Raw genomic sequence first — 18,918 nt, 5'->3', positions numbered from 1 at the left:
CTCTGCTCTTCTGCCTTAATCGACCCGCACCTTCCCCAGCGCCTATGCGCACTCGGCACCCAGCCGATTCCCCTTGCCAGCGGTTCGAGTCACGGTTTACACTGAGATTCGGCATTCAAAAGGATTGATAGAAATGGCAAGTTTACAAGGCATTAGCTACAAGGTAGTCAAAGGTGGACCCATGCTGGAAACCTCGGCGGCACTCGTCACCACCAGCACAGGGGTTGCACAAGATGTATTTGGAAAGCCAGGTAAACGTCAGGTCACCCTACTGTCGGCGCAGCAATGGCTCGCCGCCTGCGAGGCACTCGATACCGAACTTCCCTGGACCACCCGCAGAGCCAATTTACTCATAGATGGCATCAGCTTCAGCGAAAAAGATCTCGGCAAGGTGATTCACGTAGGCGCCTTACAACTGGAGATCACAGGCGAAACCGATCCCTGCAAGAAGATGGAGATGGCCTATGCAGGACTCGAGGAGGTCCTGCGACCAGACTGGCGCGGCGGCGTCACCTGCCGAGTACTCAACGATGCCGAGATCTGTATCGGCGATAGCGTACAGATAGCCTAATAGCTCAGGTAATCTTTTCCCCCACAGGCGGCCACCTAGGCTGCCTGCTATCAAGCATATTTCACTCCCGGTAACGCAACTTTAGCAGCAAGGTAATTACCGACTTAGCCTTCCCTTGATATATTCACTAAGGCATTCGGCCTATCTAACTTAAGCCCAATTTAAGCCGTCCAGGCTATCCTCTCCATTCACCAAATGTCACAGAATTTAGGTTTTACTGTTATCGAATTTATGCGATAACTAGGGCCTGTTGACCTTTTGAGAACAAGTTTTGTTCTAATTGAGCACGTTCAAATCGCGGCTCGAGGCTTGAGATATAGTTATTCTATATAAAAGCCGAGCAACAAAGAGTTGAACGTGCTCAAGACGAACCCTACGGGCAGCGTCTGTATCATTTTTCTACTGCGTTATCGCTCATTGATGTAGTGCACTACATTACAATCGCTCAGCCTTGTATTAAAGCGATACAGAATGCTGCAAAAGTGAACGCTAAAGATCAACAGGCCCTAGTGCTTATTGTATACAACTACCTCTCTGTAGCCACTCGAAGGCGCCCAACTAAGGATAATAATGAAACTGGGAACTCCTATGCTAAAACAAAAATTAACGCCCCTATGCACGGCAATTGCCCTCACACTTGCCCTGCCCAGCTGGGCGGCAGACAAAGATGCGCCTCCGGCCTGGCAGGTTAATGCACCGGCCAAGGCACCGCTGGAACAGGTGAAGATAGATGTCACCGAAGGCACCTGGATGAACGTCAGCGTCAGCCCAGACGGCAAACAGATAGTGTTCGACCTGCTGGGTGATATCTATCAGATGCCCATCGAAGGCGGCGAAGCTAAGCCACTGGCCCAAGGTATCGCCTGGCAGATGCAACCCGTCTATAGCCCGGATGGTAAGTACATCGCCTTCACCTCAGATGAAGATGGCGGCGACAATATTTGGGTGATGAATGCCGATGGCACAGATCCCCGCCCTGTCACTAAGGAAACCTTCCGCCTACTCAACAGCCCGGCTTGGAGCCCTGATTCTCAATATCTCATCGGCCGCAAACACTTTACCGGCAGCCGCAGCCTGGGGGCGGGCGAAGTCTGGCTATATCACGTTGCCGGCGGTACAGGCGTTAAGCTGACAGAACGCCCTAACGAGCAGAAAGACCTAGGCGAACCCGCCTACTCACCCGATGGTCGCTACGTCTACTTCAGCCAGGATGCCACCCCGGGTAAGACCTTCCATTACTCCAAGGACTCGGTGAAAGGCATCTATAAGATCAAACGCTATGACACCCAGACCGGTGACATAGAGGTATTGATCGAAGGCACTGGCGGCGCGATTCGCCCAACCCCGAGCCCGGATGGCACAAAGCTCGCCTACATCAAACGTGATGGTTTCCAATCTACCCTCTACCTATTGGATCTAAAGTCTGGCAAGAAAACCAAGCTTTACGACAAGCTAGATCGTGATATGCAGGAAACCTGGGCCATCCATGGCGTCTACCCAACCATGAGCTGGACGGCCGACAACCAGGAATTAGTCTTCTGGGCTGGCGGTAAGATCAATCGCCTAGACGTGGAGAGTAAGTCGGTCAAAGAGATCCCCTTCAAGGTGAAAACCGAACTGGCAGTGCAGCCATCGGTACGCTTCAAGCAGAATATCGATCAAGACAGCTTCGACGTGAAGATGCTGCGCATGGCGCAGGTATCACCGGACGGCGACAAGGTGGTATATGAAGCACTGGGCAAACTCTGGGTTAAGCGTCTACCCGAGGGTAAGGTTAGCCGCCTGACGGACTTGGACGACAAGGTCAGAGAACTCTATCCTCAGTGGTCTCGCGACGGTAAGAAGATTGTCTTCACTACCTGGGACGACGACCAACAGGGTAGCGTTCGTGTCATCAACGCCAGAGGCGGTCGTAGCAAGACATTGACCCAAGAACCGGGCAAATATGTAGAACCCACCTTCTCGCCCGATGGTGAACTCGTGGTTTACCGTAAGATCAAGGGCGGTTATATCACGCCACGCACCTGGTCACAGGAACCCGGCCTCTATGTTGTCGACATCAAGGGCAAAGAGAGCCGCAAGATCACACCCGATGGCTTTCAACCCCAGTTTGGTGCCGACAGCGACCGTGTTTATTTCATGGATCATGGCGAGACGCCTCAGCTCGCCTCGATCAACCTGCATGGCTTCCAGAAACGGGTGCACTACACCAGCAAGCATGCCACCGAATTCAGGGTCTCTCCAGACGGCAAGCAACTTGCCTTCGCCGAGCGCTTCAAGGTTTGGGTAACCCCATTTGCCAAGCATGGCGAGACCATAGAGATAGGTCCTAAGGCCGATAATCTCCCTGTGACTCAGCTCAGCGTGCGCGCCGGTGAAAGCATCAGCTGGAACGGCGACAGCGACCAACTTTACTGGACCCTTGGCCCTGAGCTATACCAGATGGATGTCGACACCGACTATCAGACCGACGAGAAAACGCCAGCTATCGAACCTAAGATCACTCAGATTGGCTTCGAGAAGAAAGCAGATGTTCCACGTGGAACCATAGCCTTCGTCGGCGGCCGAGTGATCACCATGGAAGATGACAAGGTGATCGAAAACGGCGTGGTGATCGTCGAGAACAACAAGATCATCGCCGTCGGCGATGCCAACACCCAGGTGCCTAAGGGCGCCCAGGTTATCGACATCAAGGGCAAGAGCATAATGCCAGGCCTGTTCGATGCCCACGCCCATGGCGCTCAAGGAGAGAATGAGATCATTCCACAGCAGAACTGGGAGCTCTACGCCAACCTGGCATTGGGTGTAACCAGTATTCACGACCCCTCTAACGACACTACAGAGATCTTCGCCGCCTCTGAGCAGCAGAAGGCCGGTAACATTGTCGGGCCGAGAATCTTCTCAACCGGGACGATTCTCTATGGGGCTAACTTACCCGGCTATACCTCTCACATCGACTCGGTAGACGACGCCAAGTTCCATCTGGAGCGCCTCAAGAAGGTTGGCGCCTTCAGTGTGAAAAGCTATAACCAGCCAAGGCGCAATCAGCGTCAGCAGGTAATCGCTGCGGCGAGAGAACTTGAGATGATGGTGGTGCCGGAAGGTGGCAGCCTGCTGCAGCATAACCTGACCATGATAGCAGACGGACACACCACGGTAGAGCATTCGCTGCCCGCCGCGGCCATCTACAGCGACATCAAACAGTTCTGGAGCCAGACCGAGGTTCACTATACGCCAACACTGGTCGTGGCCTATGGTGGTATCTCGGGTGAAAACTATTGGTACGATAAGACGGATGTCTGGTCTCACCCTCGCCTGTCTAAGTATGTGCCAAGCGATCTGCTAGACGCGCGCTCCATGCGTCGCCCTACCGCACCCGATGCTCACTATAACCATTTCAACGTTGCCAGAGTTGCCAACGAACTCAACGAGCTAGGTGTGAAGCCCAATATAGGTGCCCATGGCCAACGTGAAGGCTTAGCCGCTCATTGGGAGATGTGGATGTTCGCCCAAGGTGGCATGAGCAACATGGAGGTGCTGAAGACGGCAACCATCAACCCGGCGGAAACCTTCGGCATGGATCACCAACTCGGTTCGATCAAGACAGGTAAGCTTGCCGACCTGATCGTTATCGACGGTAATCCCCTTGAGAATATCCGTGTCACAGATAAGGTGAGTTACACCATGGTCAACGGTAAGCTGTTCGATGCCGAGTCGATGAATCAACTCAATGGTGACAAGACTAAACGTAAGCCATTTTTCTTCGAAATTTAAACGTTTTCAATTTTAAAATCTGGCAGAGATAAGCCGCAAATTTTAATTTCAGAAAAATTTAAAAACAGATCGAAAATGACCTAAAAAGCAAAAAGGGTGTTTCACGTGGAACACCCTTTTTTTATATCTTGCATTTACACTCGCCAGCAAATTAGCCTAAGCTAATCGACCAAAGCTCAATCTGGAAGAGCACAACCAAAAGGATGCTGGAAATGAAATCCCTAAAACTTCCCCTACTCATATTATTATCCGCCTCGGCCATCGCCTATTTGATGCTAGAGGCAGACCAGGCTCAGCCAAGAGATGAGCCAAAGATTCCCATCGCTCAAGCTGACCAGGACAGGAGTGCTCAACGTCAGTCTCCGGCCCACCCCCAAGCAAGCAGCAAGGTAGAAACAGAAAGCCTTGTGAGTGACACCGACAACGGTAATAAGGTCGATACAGATACACCCGAATGGAATGAGGTAGAGGTAGAGGAAGACAAGCAGACCTCGGCCAAGCTGCTGGTGGCGCAAATCATTGACGCGCAAGGGGTCGTTGATGGTGAGCAGATTAAAAAGCTATTTGATAAAGACCTGGAAGCCTATGTCGATCTCATCGAGTCCCTCGATAACCATGATGCCACCAGCCAACAGCGCCAGACGGCACTGGCGGATAGGCTAGTTCATTTGCCAGAGACCATATACAGTGAAAAATATGCCTGCGGAGACAGAATCTGCGTCCTAAGCCTTACAACAGACACTATCAGCCAACAAAGCATTGATAAATTAAGTGAATTTGATAAAAACTACGCATTTATCAAGCAGGCCCAACTCGACACGGGTGAGACACAGTTTCAGGCCATCTACCTACAGACAGATGACCCTTCCACCATGCGTTTTAAAGGTTACTAAGCACCTTAGTTAGCCTTGTCTTGGTAACAGAAACAGTCGGCGGTGTGGTCGTTCACCATGCCTACCGCCTGCATAAAGGCATAACAGATAGTTGGGCCGACAAAGTTAAACCCAAGCTTTTTCAACGCCTTTGACATGGCTTCCGACTCGGGAGTCTGCGCTGGCAGCTGATCCAGCCTTTGAAAATGATTCAGCTTGGGCTGGCCGTCGACGAAACTCCAGAGAAACTCGGAGAAGTCGTTACCCTGCTCCACGAAGGCGATGTATCCCTTGGCATTCTTGATGATGGAATTCACCTTGAGCCTGTTACGTATGATGCCGGGATTTTGTAGTAATTCCTCTACCTTTGCCTCGTCGAACTTGGCTATGACATAGGGGTCAAAACCGGCAAAGGCCGCCTCATAATTTTGCTGCTTCTTGAGTATGGTGATCCAGGAGAGACCCGCCTGTTGCCCGTCGAGACAGAGCTTGGCAAACAGCTCCCGACTGTCATACACGGGACGTCCCCAAACCTCGTCATGATACGCCTTATATAGCGGATCCTCGCCGACCCAGCCACAACGCTTTACATCCATGGTGTTTTTTCCTATTTTTCCGCCGTTAAGGTAAAAAATAACCTACATAAGCCTTTTTCAACAAGGTATAATCGAAACCATTTTCTATCACAAGCTGACAGTAGTAGACATGACGACGAAACATGACGTAAAAACATTCCAGGGTTTCATCTTAACCCTGCAGGAATACTGGGCGCAGCAAGGTTGCGCTATCGTTCAACCGCTGGACATGGAAGTAGGCGCGGGCACTTTCCACCCTATGACCTTCTTGCGTTCTCTTGGCCCTGAGCCGATGAGCAGCGCCTATGTTCAGCCATGTCGTCGTCCTACCGATGGTCGTTACGGTGAAAACCCTAACCGTCTGCAGCACTACTACCAGTTCCAGGTAGTACTTAAGCCGTCGCCAAGTAATATCCAGGAACTCTACCTGGGTTCTCTTGAGGCCTTAGGCGTCGACATGAATATCCATGACGTACGCTTCGTGGAAGACAACTGGGAATCACCTACCCTGGGTGCCTGGGGTCTGGGCTGGGAAGTGTGGCTAAACGGTATGGAAGTATCTCAGTTTACCTATTTCCAACAAGTAGGTGGCCTGGAGTGTAGTCCGGTTACCGGTGAGATCACCTATGGTCTCGAGCGTCTGGCCATGTATATCCAGGAAGTCGACAGCGTCTATGATCTGGTGTGGACCGACGGTCCTATGGGCAAGATCATGTACGGCGATGTGTTCCATCAAAACGAGGTTGAGCAATCTACCTATAACTTCGAACACGCCAACGTCGAGGTGCTATTCAAGCAGTTTGACGACTGCGAGAAGGCCTGTAACGAGCTGCTAGCACTCGAGACGCCACTGCCCTTGCCTGCCTATGAGCAGGTGATGAAAGCCTCCCACGCCTTCAACCTACTCGATGCCCGTCATGCTATTTCGGTCACCGAGCGTCAGCGCTATATCCTGCGCGTGCGCACCATGGCCAAGTCAGTGGCTGAGTCCTATTACCAAGCCCGTGAAGCACTCGGCTTCCCAATGTGTAAGTAGAGGTATATTAAGATGAAATTTGAAAACTTACTCATTGAAGTAGGCACAGAAGAGTTACCGCCAAAATCCCTGCGCAACTTAGCCGAATCTTTTCTGGCTAACTTCGAAGAAGAGCTGCAGAAGGCTGAATTAAGCTATGAGTCGGCCACCTGGTACGCGGCTCCGCGCCGTCTGGCCCTAAAGGTTAATGCCCTGGTGACCGCCCAGGCAGACAAGGTTGTCGAGAAGCGCGGTCCGGCAATCGCCCAAGCCTTCGACGCCGATGGCAACCCAACCAAGGCCGCCATGGGCTGGGCCCGTGGTAACGGCATCACGGTCGAACAGGCCGAGCGTCTTACCACAGACAAGGGCGAGTGGTTACTACACAAGGCCAAGGTCGTCGGTGTAGAAACCAAGTCACTGGTAGCCGAGATGGCCCAGCGCGCCCTGGACAAGCTGCCTATTCCTAAGCCTATGCGTTGGGGCAGCAACAAGACCCAATTTATCCGTCCGGTACACACAGTCACCATGCTGATGGGCGACGAACTGATCCCTGGCGAGCTGCTGGGCATCGAATCGGCGCGCACCATCCGCGGCCACCGCTTCATGGGTGTCGACACTCTGGAGCTGGATCATGCCGATAACTACCTCACAGCGCTGGAAACCCAGGGCAAGGTGATGGCCGACTATCAGGCGCGCATGGCCATCATCAAGGCCGATGCTCAGGCGGCAGCCGACGCCATGGGCGGCATCGCCGAGATCGATGAAGATCTACTGGAAGAAGTGACCTCTCTGGTCGAGTGGCCGGTAGTGCTCACCGCCAACTTCGAAGAAAAATTCCTCGACGTACCGGCCGAAGCCCTGGTTTACACCATGAAAGGCGATCAGAAATACTTCCCGGTATTCGACAAGGCGGGTACTCTGCTGCCGCATTTCATCTTCGTATCGAATATCGAATCAAAGGATCCGGCGCAGATCATCGCGGGTAACGAGAAGGTGGTTCGTCCACGTCTTGCCGACGCCGAATTCTTCTTCGAGACAGACAAGAAGCATAGCCTGGAATCTCGTCTCGCCAGCCTGGAAACCGTGGTATTCCAGCAGCAGCTTGGTACCATCAAAGACAGAGTCGAGCGTATCTCTGCCCTCGCCGCCTTCATCGCCCAAGGTATTGGCGCCGACAGCGAGCAGGCAGGCCGTGCAGGTTTGCTCTCTAAGTCAGATCTCATGACCAACATGGTGATGGAGTTTACCGATCTACAGGGCACAATGGGTATGCACTATGCGCGCCTGGACGGTGAAACCGAGGCGGTTGCCCTTGCCCTCGAAGAGCAGTACAAGCCTAAGTTCTCTGGCGACAGCGTGCCGACTCAGCCTATCTCTATCTCGGTCGCACTGGCGGAGAAACTCGATACCTTAGTGGGTATCTTCGGCATAGGCCAGGCGCCAAAAGGTGCGGCGGATCCTTTCGCCCTGCGCCGCGCGGCTATCGGTATCCTGCGTATCTGTGTGGAAAACAACTTGCCACTCGACCTGGTCGATCTGGTTGCCAAGGCACAGGAACTTCACGGTGCTAACCTGAGCAACGCCGACACCGCAGAGCAAGTACTGGAATTCCTGATGGGCCGCTTCCGCGCCTGGTATCAAGATCAAGGCATCAGTGTCGATGTTATCCTGGCGGTATTGGCTCGTCGTCCAACCTCGCCAGCCGATTTTGACAGCCGCATCAAGGCAGTTACCCACTTCAGAAGCCTGGAGCAGGCCGCAGCACTGGCCGCAGCCAACAAGCGTGTGTCGAACATTCTGGCCAAGGTCGAAGGCGAGATCGCCAGCGATATCGACAGCAGCCTACTACAAGAGAGCGCCGAACAGGCGCTGGCCAGCAAGCTCAATGAGCTGCAGCCACAATTGGAGCCGCTATTTGCCAACGCCGACTACCAACAGGCTCTGGCCTTACTAGCTAGCCTGCGTGAAAGCGTCGACACCTTCTTCGAAGATGTGATGGTAATGGCCGACGACGAGGCCCTCAAGCAGAACCGTCTGGCGCTGCTGTCTAAGCTCAGAGCCCAGTTCCTGCACGCCGCCGATATATCGCTGCTGCAATAAGTTACTGCTCATAAAACAAAAAACGCATCCTCAGGGGTGCGTTTTTTTATGTCCGGACATGCTATTGATGGCTATTGCGCCTCAAGCTCGTTAGACTCAAATGATGAGAGACAGTCATAGGTTTATCCCCTCTTTGCAGATCAATATCTATCCCCTGGGCGAGCGCGCCCTGGTACTCGATCCCACCCCCGATGCCGCACTCTCTTGGGCCGTGCAATCTAAGCTGTGCTGGATAGCAGAGCAGCTGCGCCAGTTACCCATAGTCGAAGAGGCTATCCCGGGCATGAACAACCTGACGATCGTCGTCAGAGAGACCAGGCAGTTAAAAGCCCTGCAGGCAAAACTCGACTCCCTTTGGCACAGCGCGCCAACTGAGGAGATCGACAGCCGCACCATAGAGATCCCGGTAAGTTATGGCGGCGACGGGGGGCCGGATCTGCTCTCTGTGGCCCAATTCCATCACCTCAGCCCAGAAGAAGTGGTCAAGCTTCACAGCCAGGCCAGTTATCAGGTGTTCTTCATCGGCTTTCAACCAGGGTTTGCCTACCTCGAAGGCCTGTCCAAGCGCTTACACACACCCAGGCTGGCGACCCCCAGATTAACCATTCCCGCAGGCAGCGTTGGCATAGGCGGCGAGCAGACGGGTATCTACCCACTGGCGAGTCCGGGTGGCTGGCAGATCATAGGCCAAACTCAGCAGACACTATTCAATCCCACCAGCGATACCCCATGCCTGCTCAAGCCAGGTGACAAGGTGCGGTTCACCCCTGTGGAGATCGCACTATGATGCGGCTAGATAGGGTAAACGGCCTGGCCAGCATTCAAGACCTTGGCAGGCAGGGACAGGGGCACCATGGCGTACCGAGCGGTGGTGCCATGGACAGATACTCGCTGATCCTCGCCAACCGCCTGCTGGGCAATGTGGATAACGCCCCTGCCATCGAGCTTGCCAGCGGCAGCTATGAGATCACCTTCGAGACTTCAAGTTGGGTCGCCCTTTGCGGCGCCACCTTCGAGGCTAGAATAGAGAGTGAGATAAAAGACAAGGCAGACGATCGCCCCCTGTGGCACGGCTGGCGCGGCCGGGTGAACCCGGGGGAACGCCTGATGCTCAAGGGACCAAGACACGGCGTGTGGGGCTACCTGGCTGTCCTCGGAGGTATAGAGATCCCCAAGGTTCTCGGCGGTCACGGCACCTTCCTGGCTGGACAGTTCGGTGGCCATCAGGGGCGACAACTCGCCTCAGGAGACATACTAAACCTGAGTTCCCATACCGAAGCAAACTTCAGTCGCCCGGTCGGTGTGGTGCACAGGGTCAACGACGGCATACTGCGCGCCCTGCCAGGGCCAGAGATGAGCCAGTTCAGCGATCAAGATCGCAAGGCCTTCTGGCATGGCCACTGGACAGTTTCGCCCCAGAATGATCGCATGGGCGCCCGGTTGACAGGCGAGTCTCTGGACTCGGCCAAACATCTAAATCTGCGCTCCCATGCCGTGCTTCCGGGCGTGGTGCAGGTGCCACCGGGTGGCCAACCTATAGTGCTACAGGCCGATGCGCAGACCAGCGGCGGCTACCCGAGAATGGCCATGGTGATCGAGGCCGACCGCTGGAAACTGGCCCAGGCCAGAGCAGGCCAAACGATCCACTTTCAGCATGTCAGCCCCAATCAGGTGGAAGATGCTAACCTTGAATGGCAACACTATTTCTATCGCTTAGCGAGGGCAATGGATGGGAGTTAAGCCGCTAAGAATCGACCTCAACGCCGACCTCGGCGAAGGAGGCCCACAAGACGAGGTGCTGCTGGCGCTGGTGACCTCGGCCAATGTCGCCTGCGGCGGTCATGCCGGCGATCGCCAGAGCATGCTGACGACGGTCAAACGCGCCAAGGCGAACCATGTGAAAGTCGGGGCTCACCCCAGCTATCCCGACAGGACCAATTTCGGCCGCCTATCTATAGCCATAGACACCGAATCACTTTTTGACTCGCTATTACAACAGATTAGTGCCTTAAAGGCCGTATGCGACGAGCTAGGCGTCGAACTCCACCACGTGAAGCCTCACGGTGCCCTGTACAATGATGCGGCTCAGGATCCCACCCTAGGCGACATTCTTATTCGGGTCATAGAGACGATCAATCCAAAGCTTAAGCTGATGATATTGGCGGGTAGCCCCTTGGTGACTCAGGCGAGACGCGCCGGCCTCGAGGTTATCGAAGAGGCCTTCGCCGATCGCCGCTACCTCGCCGATGGCCAGCTTGCCCCCCGCTCACAGCCTGGCGCGCTTATCGAAGAGACCCATAAGGTGCTCGAACAGGTTAGCTCCATAGTCGAAGAGCAGAAAGTAACGGCGGTGACGGGTGAATCGGTAATCTGCCAGGCCACCAGCCTCTGCCTGCATGGTGATACCCCGCAGGCATTGGAGTTCGCCAGGGCGATTCGCGCCAGCCTAGCGCATTAACAAGACCCGATATAGACAAGGTCTAAGACGAATTAGCGGCGGCGATAAATCAGCAGCAGATCGCCACCAACTGTTGTCATACTATCTATCTCCAACTCGGGATGACTCTGCTCATAACGGGTGACATAATTGCGAAGAAAGGTTACCGACTCATGGCTGGCCCGCAGCAGACAGCTACTCTGCTTACAATACTGATAATTCACTTCTAACTCGGTAAAGTCACCACCCCAATTGTCGCCATAGGCCTCATCAGTCTGGTTAAACTCCTCGACCTTAAGCTCTATGTATTGGTCGGTATCGTTAGCCATTAAATCATTGAGCTCAGGTGGAGATGCCAAGAAATAGGGCTCTTGCTGATTGGCAACGTAGAAGTAGGCGGTCCCCTCTCGCATGAAGGGGCCCTCGGCTGTCAGGTACAGCTCCATTAAGCTGGCAAATTCAGCCTGAGAGGGCGTTACTCGGTAAGAGGATAAAGGAGCGGTCCTTATCGAACTATTCTGCTGGTCTGCCGATGCTAAACCAGCATCAGGCTGACTGCTTGATTGGCTAATCTCTGAGTCCTGTTCTAATGGAGGCTGATTGTCTACGATAGCAGCCTTAATGTCGGCTTCATCCTGTGCTTGCAGATGTTTTACCTGCCTTTGCATCGCACCTTGCTCCACCACGTCCCCTGTATATGTATGACGAAGGAACAGGCTAAAACATAAGGCGAGTAACAAGATAGACAGCACTGCAAGATAAGCCTTTTTCATCGTCGACATCCCTTTCGCGAAACCCAGTAGATTAACCTAACTGGCGAACCTTAAGATGTAAAGCCTTGGCGCAGATACAAAAAAGCCCCGGAAGACCGGGGCTTTTAAAACTCGCTAGCCGTTATACGTCCAGGTTGGCCACGTTAAGGGCGTTAGACTCAATGAAGTCACGACGCGGCTCAACTTGATCACCCATCAGACAGGTAAACAGCTGGTCGGCGGCGATGGCATCTTCGATGGTCACCTTCAGCATGCGACGCGACTCAGGATCCATGGTGGTTTCCCACAGCTGCTCTGGGTTCATCTCACCCAATCCTTTGTAGCGCTGGATGTAGAGGCCACGCTTAGAGTCGTTCATCAGCCAATCTAAGGCTTCAACGAACGAAGAAACTTCTTTCATACGCTCGCCACGCTTCACGTAACCGCCCTCTTCGATCAGACCTTCAAGCGCTTCGGCCAGTGCAGTCATACGCTGGTAGTCGCTCGACTGCAGGAAGTCGTATGAGAACAGGTAGTGGGTATCGATACCATGCTTACGCACCGTCACCTTAGGCAGATAGACCTGACGCTCTGGGTCGAGGAAAGCCTCGGCGCTAAAGATGAAACCGCCTGATTCCGCTTCGGTCAGGGCAGCCACATAGTTGTCGCACCACTGTTTCACCTTGGCTTCGTCGGCCAGGATATCGCTGCTCAAGCCAGGCTGATACAGCATGCGCTCGGTCAACATGGTAGGGAAACGCTGCTCGAGACGATCGAAAATCGCTTCCACTTCACGGTATTGGTACACCAACTTCTCTAGCGGCGCGCCAGACATGGCCGGTGCGTCTTGAGACGGATGGATCTCACCACCGTCCAGTGCCAGGTTGGTCAGGTATTCGGTCAGTGCCGGATCATCTTTCAGGTACTGTTCCTGCTTACCCTTCTTCACCTTGTACAGTGGCGGCTGGGCGATAAAGACATAGCCACGCTCGATAAGCTCTGGCATTTGACGGAAGAAGAAGGTCAACAGCAAGGTACGAATGTGCGAGCCGTCGACGTCAGCATCGGTCATGATAACGATGTTGTGATAACGTGTCTTGTCGGGATCATACTCGTCGCGGCCGATACCACAGCCCAAGGCTGTGATCAGGGTCGCTACTTCCTGTGAAGAGAGCATCTTGTCGAAACGGGCCTTCTCAACGTTAAGGATCTTACCCTTAAGCGGCAGAATCGCCTGGTTCTTACGGTTACGACCCTGCTTGGCACTACCACCCGCAGAGTCACCCTCCACTATGTAAATTTCAGAAAGCGCAGGGTCTTTCTCTTGGCAATCCGCCAGCTTACCTGGCAGACCACCTAAATCTAATGCGCCTTTACGACGGGTCATCTCACGGGCCTTACGCGCCGCTTCACGGGCACGGGCCGCATCGATGATCTTACCGACGATAAGCTTGGCTTCGTTAGGATTCTCCAGCAGGTAGTCACCCAACTTCTCGCCCATGGTCTGCTCAACGGCCGACTTCACTTCGCTCGATACCAGCTTGTCTTTGGTCTGAGAGCTGAACTTAGGATCCGGCACCTTAACCGAGATCACCGCAGTCAGGCCTTCGCGGGCGTCATCGCCGGTGGCAGAGGTCTTGCCTTTCTTGTTAAAACCTTCCTTGTCCATGTAACTGTTGAGGTTACGGGTTAAGGCGGCACGGAAACCGGCAAGGTGAGTACCACCATCACGCTGAGGAATGTTGTTGGTGAAACAGAAGATGTTTTCCTGGAAGCCGTCGTTCCACTGCATCGCCACTTCTACTGTGATACCGTCTTCACGCTCCTGCACGAAGTGGAAGATCTCTTTGTTAACCGGGGTCTTGTTCAGGTTGAGGTAATCGACGAAGGCACTGATACCGCCTTCATACTTGAAAAACTCATCCTTGTTGTCGCGCTCGTCGATCAGGCGAATACCTACGCCCGAGTTTAGGAATGACAGCTCGCGAACACGCTTAGCCAGAATATCGAAATGGAAAAGAGTGTCCGAGAAGGTCTCGGCGCTTGGCCAGAAACGGATCTCAGTACCCGTATTGGTGGCTTCGCCTATCTCGGCGATAGGCGCATCGGGCTCACCCATGGTGTAGAACTGTTCATACAGCTTGCCGTCACGGCGAATGGTCAGCTTAAGCTTCTCAGACAGGGCGTTAACCACAGAAACACCCACGCCGTGCAGACCACCAGATACTTTATAAGAGTTATCGTCGAACTTACCGCCGGCGTGCAGTACCGTCATAATAACCTGAGCCGCCGATACCCCCTCTTCTGGGTGGATAGCAACAGGAATACCACGTCCGTCATCCTTTACCGATACCGAGCCGTCGGCATGGATAGTAATGATCACGTCATTACAGTAGCCCGCTAACGCCTCATCGATAGAGTTATCGACCACTTCGAACACCATGTGATGCAGACCCGTACCGTCGTCGGTGTCACCAATATACATCCCAGGTCTCTTCCGTACCGCATCAAGGCCCTTTAGTACCTTAATACTCGAAGAATCGTAACTATTCTCTGACATATTATTCTCTCGTCGGTTATTCAATTACCGTTACACGCCCTTGTTCCACATGGAACACCTTAACGGGTGGCGTGTTTAACGAATCCATTATTGCCGCAGGCTCGATGGCGGTGACAAAGACTTGTGCGCCCGTATCGCTTAGCTGCTGCAGCAAGAGTTGCCTGTGCCTAGCATCCAATTCCGATGGCAGATCGTCCACCAGATAAATACTGTTTTTATCTATTTGTTGTTTGAGCAACTTTCCCTGTGCAATACGCAGTGCGCATACAAGCAACTTCAATTGCCCTCGGGACAGGACATCTTGTACCGGCAAAGTCCCGACCCTTAATCTCAGGTCGGCCTTATGAGGACCACTGGCCGTGTGTCCCGCCGCTAAATCTCTGGGATATTGTGCCTGCAACAGGGTCTGATAATCAGTTTTACTATCCCAGCCTCGGGTAAAGGAAACCTTAACATCAACCTGAGGTAAAAACTCTTCGATTATACCCTTAAGTCGTTCATTTAACGAGCCTACATATCGCTTTCGTATCTCAGTCACGATTTCGGCGTAGCGCACCAATTCCTTATCCCAAAACTGAATCTGCTGATAAGGGGTTTCGCTTTTAAGCATCTGATTTCTATGCTTTAAAATTCTTCTTACATTTGCCCAGGCGGTATAGAAACTCTTGTCGGTATGGAAGGCGCCCCAGTCGATAAACTGACGACGGGATTTTGGCCCCTCAAAAAGCAGTGAAAAACTCTCCGGCGTGATCACCTGAATGGGTAAAGTTTCGGCTAAGGTGGACAGACGTTTCACCTTCTCGCCATTCATTTTGACCTCGGTTTCACCCGAGCGGTAACGCCTAAGCCCTATCTTGGTCTCTTGCTCACCCTGCTCGAGCTGGGCAAACAGGGTCAACTTGTCCTGATCATTCTGAATCACACGCTGAGACAGGTGACTGCGAAAGGAGCGCCCCATCCCCAGAAAGAAGATCGCCTCGAGAATACTGGTCTTGCCGCTGCCGTTCTGACCATAGATAAGATTCAGGCCATCGCCGAGCTGCAACTGGGCACTGGCGATATTACGAAAGGAATCGATATGAAGGCGAGATAAACTCATCTAATACTCATGACAATGGCTCAAGGGCCATCTAAGAAGATGCACGCCCTTGCGGGCGCGCATAGCTTAAGACTAGAGACGCATCGGCATCACGACGTACATAGAATCTTCTTCGACGTGATTTTCGATCAGGGCGCTGGAGTTACCATCGATCAGCGTGATGCGCACGTCATCCGATGGCAGGTTGTTGAGCACGTCCAGGAGATAGCTGACGTTGAAACCTATCTCCAAAGGCGCGTTGTCATATTCGATATCGAGGATCTCTTCCGCCTCTTCCTGCTCAGGGTTGTTGGCGGTGATCTTAATCAGATTCTGCTCCAGCTGAACGCGCACGCCGCGGAACTTCTCGTTCGAGAGAATAGAGGCACGCAGCAGCGCCTGCTTGAGGTGGTTACGGCTGGCGATAACGATCTTGTCGCCGCCCTTAGGCAACACGCGACGATAGTCGGGGAAGCGACCATCCACCAGCTTACTGGTAAACACGGCGCTCTGGGTCGTGGCACGAATGGCGTTTTCACCGATAGACAGGGTCACATCCAGATCTTCACCCTCGAACAGACGCTGCAGCTCCAACACACCTTTGCGCGGCACAATCACCTGCTTCTCAGGCAGAGAATCTTCTACCATGCGATGACTCAGAGCCAAACGATGACCGTCGGTGGCGATGGCACGTAACACATTGCCTTCGGTTTCCAGCAACAAACCGTTCAGGTAGTAACGCACATCCTGGTTAGCCATGGAGAACTGGGTCGCATCGATCAGCGACTTCAGGGTGCCCTGCTTGAGGGTAAATTCGATGTCGGCCTGGAAGGCATCCACATTGGGATACTCTTCGGCCGGCAGGGTTGCGAGCGTAAAGCGGCTGCGACCCGAGCGCAGCAATAGACGGTTATCCTGCTGCTCTATCTTGAGTTCGACTTGATCGGGAAGGGACTTAACGATATCGAGAAATTTCTTTGCCGGTACTGTGGTGCGGCCCTCTTGAACCTCACCCTGCAGCTCTGCCTGGCCGACTAATTCGACCTCTAAATCGGTACCGGTCAACTTAAGTGAGTGACCACTTACTTCAACTAAAAGGTTTGCCAGAATAGGTAAGTTATGTCGTCTCTCCACCGCCCCACTCACGAGTTGAAGCGGCTTTAATAGGGCATCCCTATCAATTGAAAATTTCATCAGTTTCAATTTCCCAGAGTTTATGAAGATAGCGTACGGATTAAGTTAGCATAATCTTCTTTAATGTCATGACTTTCTTCACGTAGCTGGGCAATTTTGCGACAGGCGTGTAGCACTGTCGTATGATCACGGCCACCAAAGGCATCGCCAATCTCGGGCAAACTCTGGTTAGTTAACTCTTTCGACAATGCCATCGCCATCTGTCTCGGTCTGGCGACGCTGCGTGAGCGGCGCTTCGACAGCATGTCGGCCATCTTGATCTTATAGTATTCAGCTACGGTTTTCTGAATGTTGTCTATAGTGACCAATTTTTCCTGCAGAGCCAAGAGATCTCTTAGGGCTTCACGCACAAAATCGATAGTGATCGGACGTCCGGTAAAGTTGGCGTTGGCAATCACCCTATTCAGCGCGCCTTCCAGCTCACGTACGTTTGATCTCAGACGCTTGGCAATAAAGAAGGCCACCTCATCCGGCAGATTGATGCCACTCTCCTGAGCCTTACGCATCAGGATCGCCACACGAGTCTCTAGCTCGGGCGGCTCGATGGCGACCGTCAGACCCCAGCCGAAGCGGGACTTGAGGCGATCTTCCACCCCGTCGATCTCCTTGGGGTAGCGATCTGAAGTCAGGATCACCTGATGATTACCCTCTAACAGGGCATTAAAGGTATGGAAGAATTCTTCCTGGGATCTGTCTTTGTTAGCAAAGAATTGAATATCATCGATAAACAAGGCATCGACGCTACGGTAGTAACGTTTGAACTCTTCGATCGCGTTGTTTTGCAGCGCCTTCACCATATCCTGCACGAAACGCTCGGAATGCATGTAGACCACCTTGGCATTCGGATTGTTCTTGATGATGCCATTGCCCACGGCGTGCAACAGGTGGGTCTTACCTAAACCCGTGCCACCGTAGAGGAACAAGGGGTTATAGGCGCCACCCGGATTTTCAGACACCTGTAAGGCGGCCGCCTTACCCAGCTGGTTAGACTTACCCTCGACGAAGTTGTCAAACTGGTAAGTGGGATTCATATTGCTTCTATGATTCGTCGTGGACGCGGGTTCGTTGCTATTAAATGACGGCTTGCTTGGGGATTTGGCCGCGGGTGCAACTGGGCTCTTGGTCGAGGCAGCCGGCGCCACCGGTTTGCTCGCCGGGCGACTACCGATGTCGAAACGCAGCTTGGGGGCATCGCTACCCATCTGTTCGGTGAAGAACTGATTGATGGTGTTGAGGTACTTATCTCTCACCCAATCGAGCACGAATCGATTCGGTGCATAGAGTACTAGTGTTTCCCCATCCATTTCGGCTTGTAACGGTCTGATCCACATGCTGAATTGCTGAGCGGAAAGCTCGTCCTGTAGTCGTCCGATACATTGCTGCCAAAGTGAAACCGCCACGTACTTATCCCCAAAAGATCATACAAAAGAGGTGTATTCTATAGCGAGATCACTAGGATCGCTATCCTTTAAATAGATTTATCCCCAGTAAGATCATCTTTATTTATTTACGCCGATCCAAAACGATCCTTAACGATCAAAATAATCTGACAAAGCAGCAAACTCAGCTTTATTAAGCGATCCGGATCGATCTATAATTGGCGACCTTCGATCTGGCGAATGATCACTAGATCCACAAGATGTAGTGGCCATTCACAGAGTTATCCACACTAGATAGTGTATAAGGATGACTTGATAAGAAGATATAGAGGCAGATTTTACCCACTTGAAGGTTTTGCTTGTTGACGGGCTTAACTAAAGTGATTACAATTCGGCCTCTTTTTTGCCCTTACCTCTTTTATAGGGATAAGGTTTATTCACCTAACAAAGACGGATTGCCATAATGAGTAAACGTACTTTTCAACCTAGCAACCTGAAGCGCAAGCGTTCTCACGGCTTCCGCGCTCGTATGGCTACTGTTGGTGGCCGTAAGGTTATCGCACGTCGTCGTGCAAAAGGTCGCGCTCGTCTTTCTGCTTAATAAGTAG

15 protein-coding genes are annotated in these 18,918 nt (G+C 52.9%); 9 read left to right on the top strand and 6 right to left on the bottom strand.

The genetic code is table 11. The features are described 5' to 3' along the window. The first annotated feature begins 133 nt into the window (after positions 1-133). The 3 genes from AYI87_RS11765 to AYI87_RS11755 all read left to right on the top strand — a co-directional run bounded on the left by AYI87_RS11765 (position 134) and on the right by AYI87_RS11755 (position 5,238). On the top strand, positions 134-571 hold the full coding sequence (locus AYI87_RS11765) for an MOSC domain-containing protein (protein WP_144202287.1): 438 nt from the start codon (positions 134-136) through the stop codon (positions 569-571). Positions 572-1,159: 588 nt separating this feature from the next. Then, positions 1,160-4,345, top strand: coding sequence for an amidohydrolase family protein (locus AYI87_RS11760; RefSeq protein ID WP_144202479.1), 3,186 nt, complete (start codon positions 1,160-1,162; stop codon positions 4,343-4,345). 212 nt (positions 4,346-4,557) lie between these two features. After that, positions 4,558-5,238: a hypothetical protein gene (locus AYI87_RS11755; RefSeq protein ID WP_144202285.1), complete on the top strand. Its 681-nt coding sequence runs from the start codon at positions 4,558-4,560 to the stop codon at positions 5,236-5,238. A 5-nt stretch (positions 5,239-5,243) separates the two neighbouring features. Here the strand turns inward: AYI87_RS11755 and AYI87_RS11750 are convergent, their stop codons facing one another. Beyond that, the gene (locus AYI87_RS11750) at positions 5,244-5,813 is read right to left on the bottom strand and encodes a DNA-3-methyladenine glycosylase I (protein WP_144202283.1); all 570 of its coding nucleotides are present in this window, start codon (positions 5,811-5,813) and stop codon (positions 5,244-5,246) included. Positions 5,814-5,922: 109 nt separating this feature from the next. Between AYI87_RS11750 and glyQ the strand changes: the two genes are divergently transcribed. From glyQ to pxpA, 5 genes are all read left to right on the top strand, one after another. Continuing rightward, entirely contained in the window at positions 5,923-6,828 is a 906-nt protein-coding gene (gene glyQ / locus AYI87_RS11745; protein ID WP_011863820.1) for a glycine--tRNA ligase subunit alpha, read from the top strand. Positions 6,829-6,840: 12 nt separating this feature from the next. Next, on the top strand, positions 6,841-8,910 hold the full coding sequence (glyS, locus tag AYI87_RS11740; RefSeq protein WP_144202281.1) for a glycine--tRNA ligase subunit beta: 2,070 nt from the start codon (positions 6,841-6,843) through the stop codon (positions 8,908-8,910). Between the two features lie 100 nt (positions 8,911-9,010). Then, complete coding sequence (pxpB, locus tag AYI87_RS11735) at positions 9,011-9,697, top strand: 5-oxoprolinase subunit PxpB (protein ID WP_144202279.1); 687 nt, start codon at positions 9,011-9,013, stop codon at positions 9,695-9,697. Beyond that, a complete protein-coding gene (locus tag AYI87_RS11730; protein ID WP_144202277.1) occupies positions 9,694-10,650 on the top strand; it encodes a biotin-dependent carboxyltransferase family protein in 957 nt (318 codons plus the stop codon). Before pxpB ends, AYI87_RS11730 begins: the two co-directional genes overlap by 4 nt. Beyond that, the gene (gene pxpA, locus AYI87_RS11725) at positions 10,640-11,368 is read left to right on the top strand and encodes a 5-oxoprolinase subunit PxpA (protein WP_144202275.1); all 729 of its coding nucleotides are present in this window, start codon (positions 10,640-10,642) and stop codon (positions 11,366-11,368) included. Before AYI87_RS11730 ends, pxpA begins: the two co-directional genes overlap by 11 nt. 32 nt (positions 11,369-11,400) lie before the next feature. On the opposite strand, the gene AYI87_RS11720 is transcribed toward pxpA, so the two are convergent. From AYI87_RS11720 to dnaA, 5 genes are all read right to left on the bottom strand, one after another. Then, positions 11,401-12,120 (bottom strand): hypothetical protein, encoded by a 720-nt coding sequence (locus AYI87_RS11720; RefSeq protein WP_144202273.1) that lies wholly within the window; start codon positions 12,118-12,120, stop codon positions 11,401-11,403. 121 nt (positions 12,121-12,241) lie between these two features. Continuing rightward, positions 12,242-14,659, bottom strand: a complete 2,418-nt coding sequence (gene gyrB / locus AYI87_RS11715) for a DNA topoisomerase (ATP-hydrolyzing) subunit B (RefSeq protein WP_144202271.1) — start codon at positions 14,657-14,659, stop codon at positions 12,242-12,244. Positions 14,660-14,675: 16 nt separating this feature from the next. Then, a complete protein-coding gene (gene recF, locus AYI87_RS11710; protein ID WP_144202269.1) occupies positions 14,676-15,758 on the bottom strand; it encodes a DNA replication/repair protein RecF in 1,083 nt (360 codons plus the stop codon). A 72-nt stretch (positions 15,759-15,830) separates the two neighbouring features. Next, entirely contained in the window at positions 15,831-16,931 is a 1,101-nt protein-coding gene (dnaN, locus tag AYI87_RS11705; protein WP_144202267.1) for a DNA polymerase III subunit beta, read from the bottom strand. 20 nt (positions 16,932-16,951) lie between these two features. Next, positions 16,952-18,331 (bottom strand): chromosomal replication initiator protein DnaA, encoded by a 1,380-nt coding sequence (dnaA, locus tag AYI87_RS11700; protein ID WP_144202265.1) that lies wholly within the window; start codon positions 18,329-18,331, stop codon positions 16,952-16,954. 442 nt (positions 18,332-18,773) lie between these two features. Here dnaA and rpmH point away from each other — a divergent pair, with 442 nt between their 5' ends. Continuing rightward, on the top strand, positions 18,774-18,911 hold the full coding sequence (gene rpmH / locus AYI87_RS11695) for a 50S ribosomal protein L34 (RefSeq protein WP_011867659.1): 138 nt from the start codon (positions 18,774-18,776) through the stop codon (positions 18,909-18,911). Positions 18,912-18,918 lie beyond the last annotated feature (7 nt).

This window comes from Shewanella sp. KCT (genome assembly GCF_007636505.1).
In the GTDB taxonomy this organism is placed as follows: Bacteria; Pseudomonadota; Gammaproteobacteria; order Enterobacterales; family Shewanellaceae; genus Shewanella; species Shewanella halotolerans.
This window is presented reverse-complemented; position numbering and strand designations above follow the sequence as displayed.

What these genes read in the sequence shown, in the direction of transcription:
- AYI87_RS11765 (WP_144202287.1), top strand. Translation starts at nt 134, where the DNA reads ATGGCAAGTTTACAAGGCATTAGCTACAAGGTAGTCAAAGGTGGACCC.
- AYI87_RS11760 (WP_144202479.1), top strand. Translation starts at nt 1,160, where the DNA reads ATGCTAAAACAAAAATTAACGCCCCTATGCACGGCAATTGCCCTCACA.
- AYI87_RS11755 (WP_144202285.1), top strand. Translation starts at nt 4,558, where the DNA reads ATGAAATCCCTAAAACTTCCCCTACTCATATTATTATCCGCCTCGGCC.
- AYI87_RS11750 (WP_144202283.1), bottom strand. Translation starts at nt 5,813, where the DNA reads ATGGATGTAAAGCGTTGTGGCTGGGTCGGCGAGGATCCGCTATATAAG.
- glyQ (WP_011863820.1), top strand. Translation starts at nt 5,923, where the DNA reads ATGACGACGAAACATGACGTAAAAACATTCCAGGGTTTCATCTTAACC.
- glyS (WP_144202281.1), top strand. Translation starts at nt 6,841, where the DNA reads ATGAAATTTGAAAACTTACTCATTGAAGTAGGCACAGAAGAGTTACCG.
- pxpB (WP_144202279.1), top strand. Translation starts at nt 9,011, where the DNA reads ATGATGAGAGACAGTCATAGGTTTATCCCCTCTTTGCAGATCAATATC.
- AYI87_RS11730 (WP_144202277.1), top strand. Translation starts at nt 9,694, where the DNA reads ATGATGCGGCTAGATAGGGTAAACGGCCTGGCCAGCATTCAAGACCTT.
- pxpA (WP_144202275.1), top strand. Translation starts at nt 10,640, where the DNA reads ATGGGAGTTAAGCCGCTAAGAATCGACCTCAACGCCGACCTCGGCGAA.
- AYI87_RS11720 (WP_144202273.1), bottom strand. Translation starts at nt 12,120, where the DNA reads ATGAAAAAGGCTTATCTTGCAGTGCTGTCTATCTTGTTACTCGCCTTA.
- gyrB (WP_144202271.1), bottom strand. Translation starts at nt 14,659, where the DNA reads ATGTCAGAGAATAGTTACGATTCTTCGAGTATTAAGGTACTAAAGGGC.
- recF (WP_144202269.1), bottom strand. Translation starts at nt 15,758, where the DNA reads ATGAGTTTATCTCGCCTTCATATCGATTCCTTTCGTAATATCGCCAGT.
- dnaN (WP_144202267.1), bottom strand. Translation starts at nt 16,931, where the DNA reads ATGAAATTTTCAATTGATAGGGATGCCCTATTAAAGCCGCTTCAACTC.
- rpmH (WP_011867659.1), top strand. Translation starts at nt 18,774, where the DNA reads ATGAGTAAACGTACTTTTCAACCTAGCAACCTGAAGCGCAAGCGTTCT.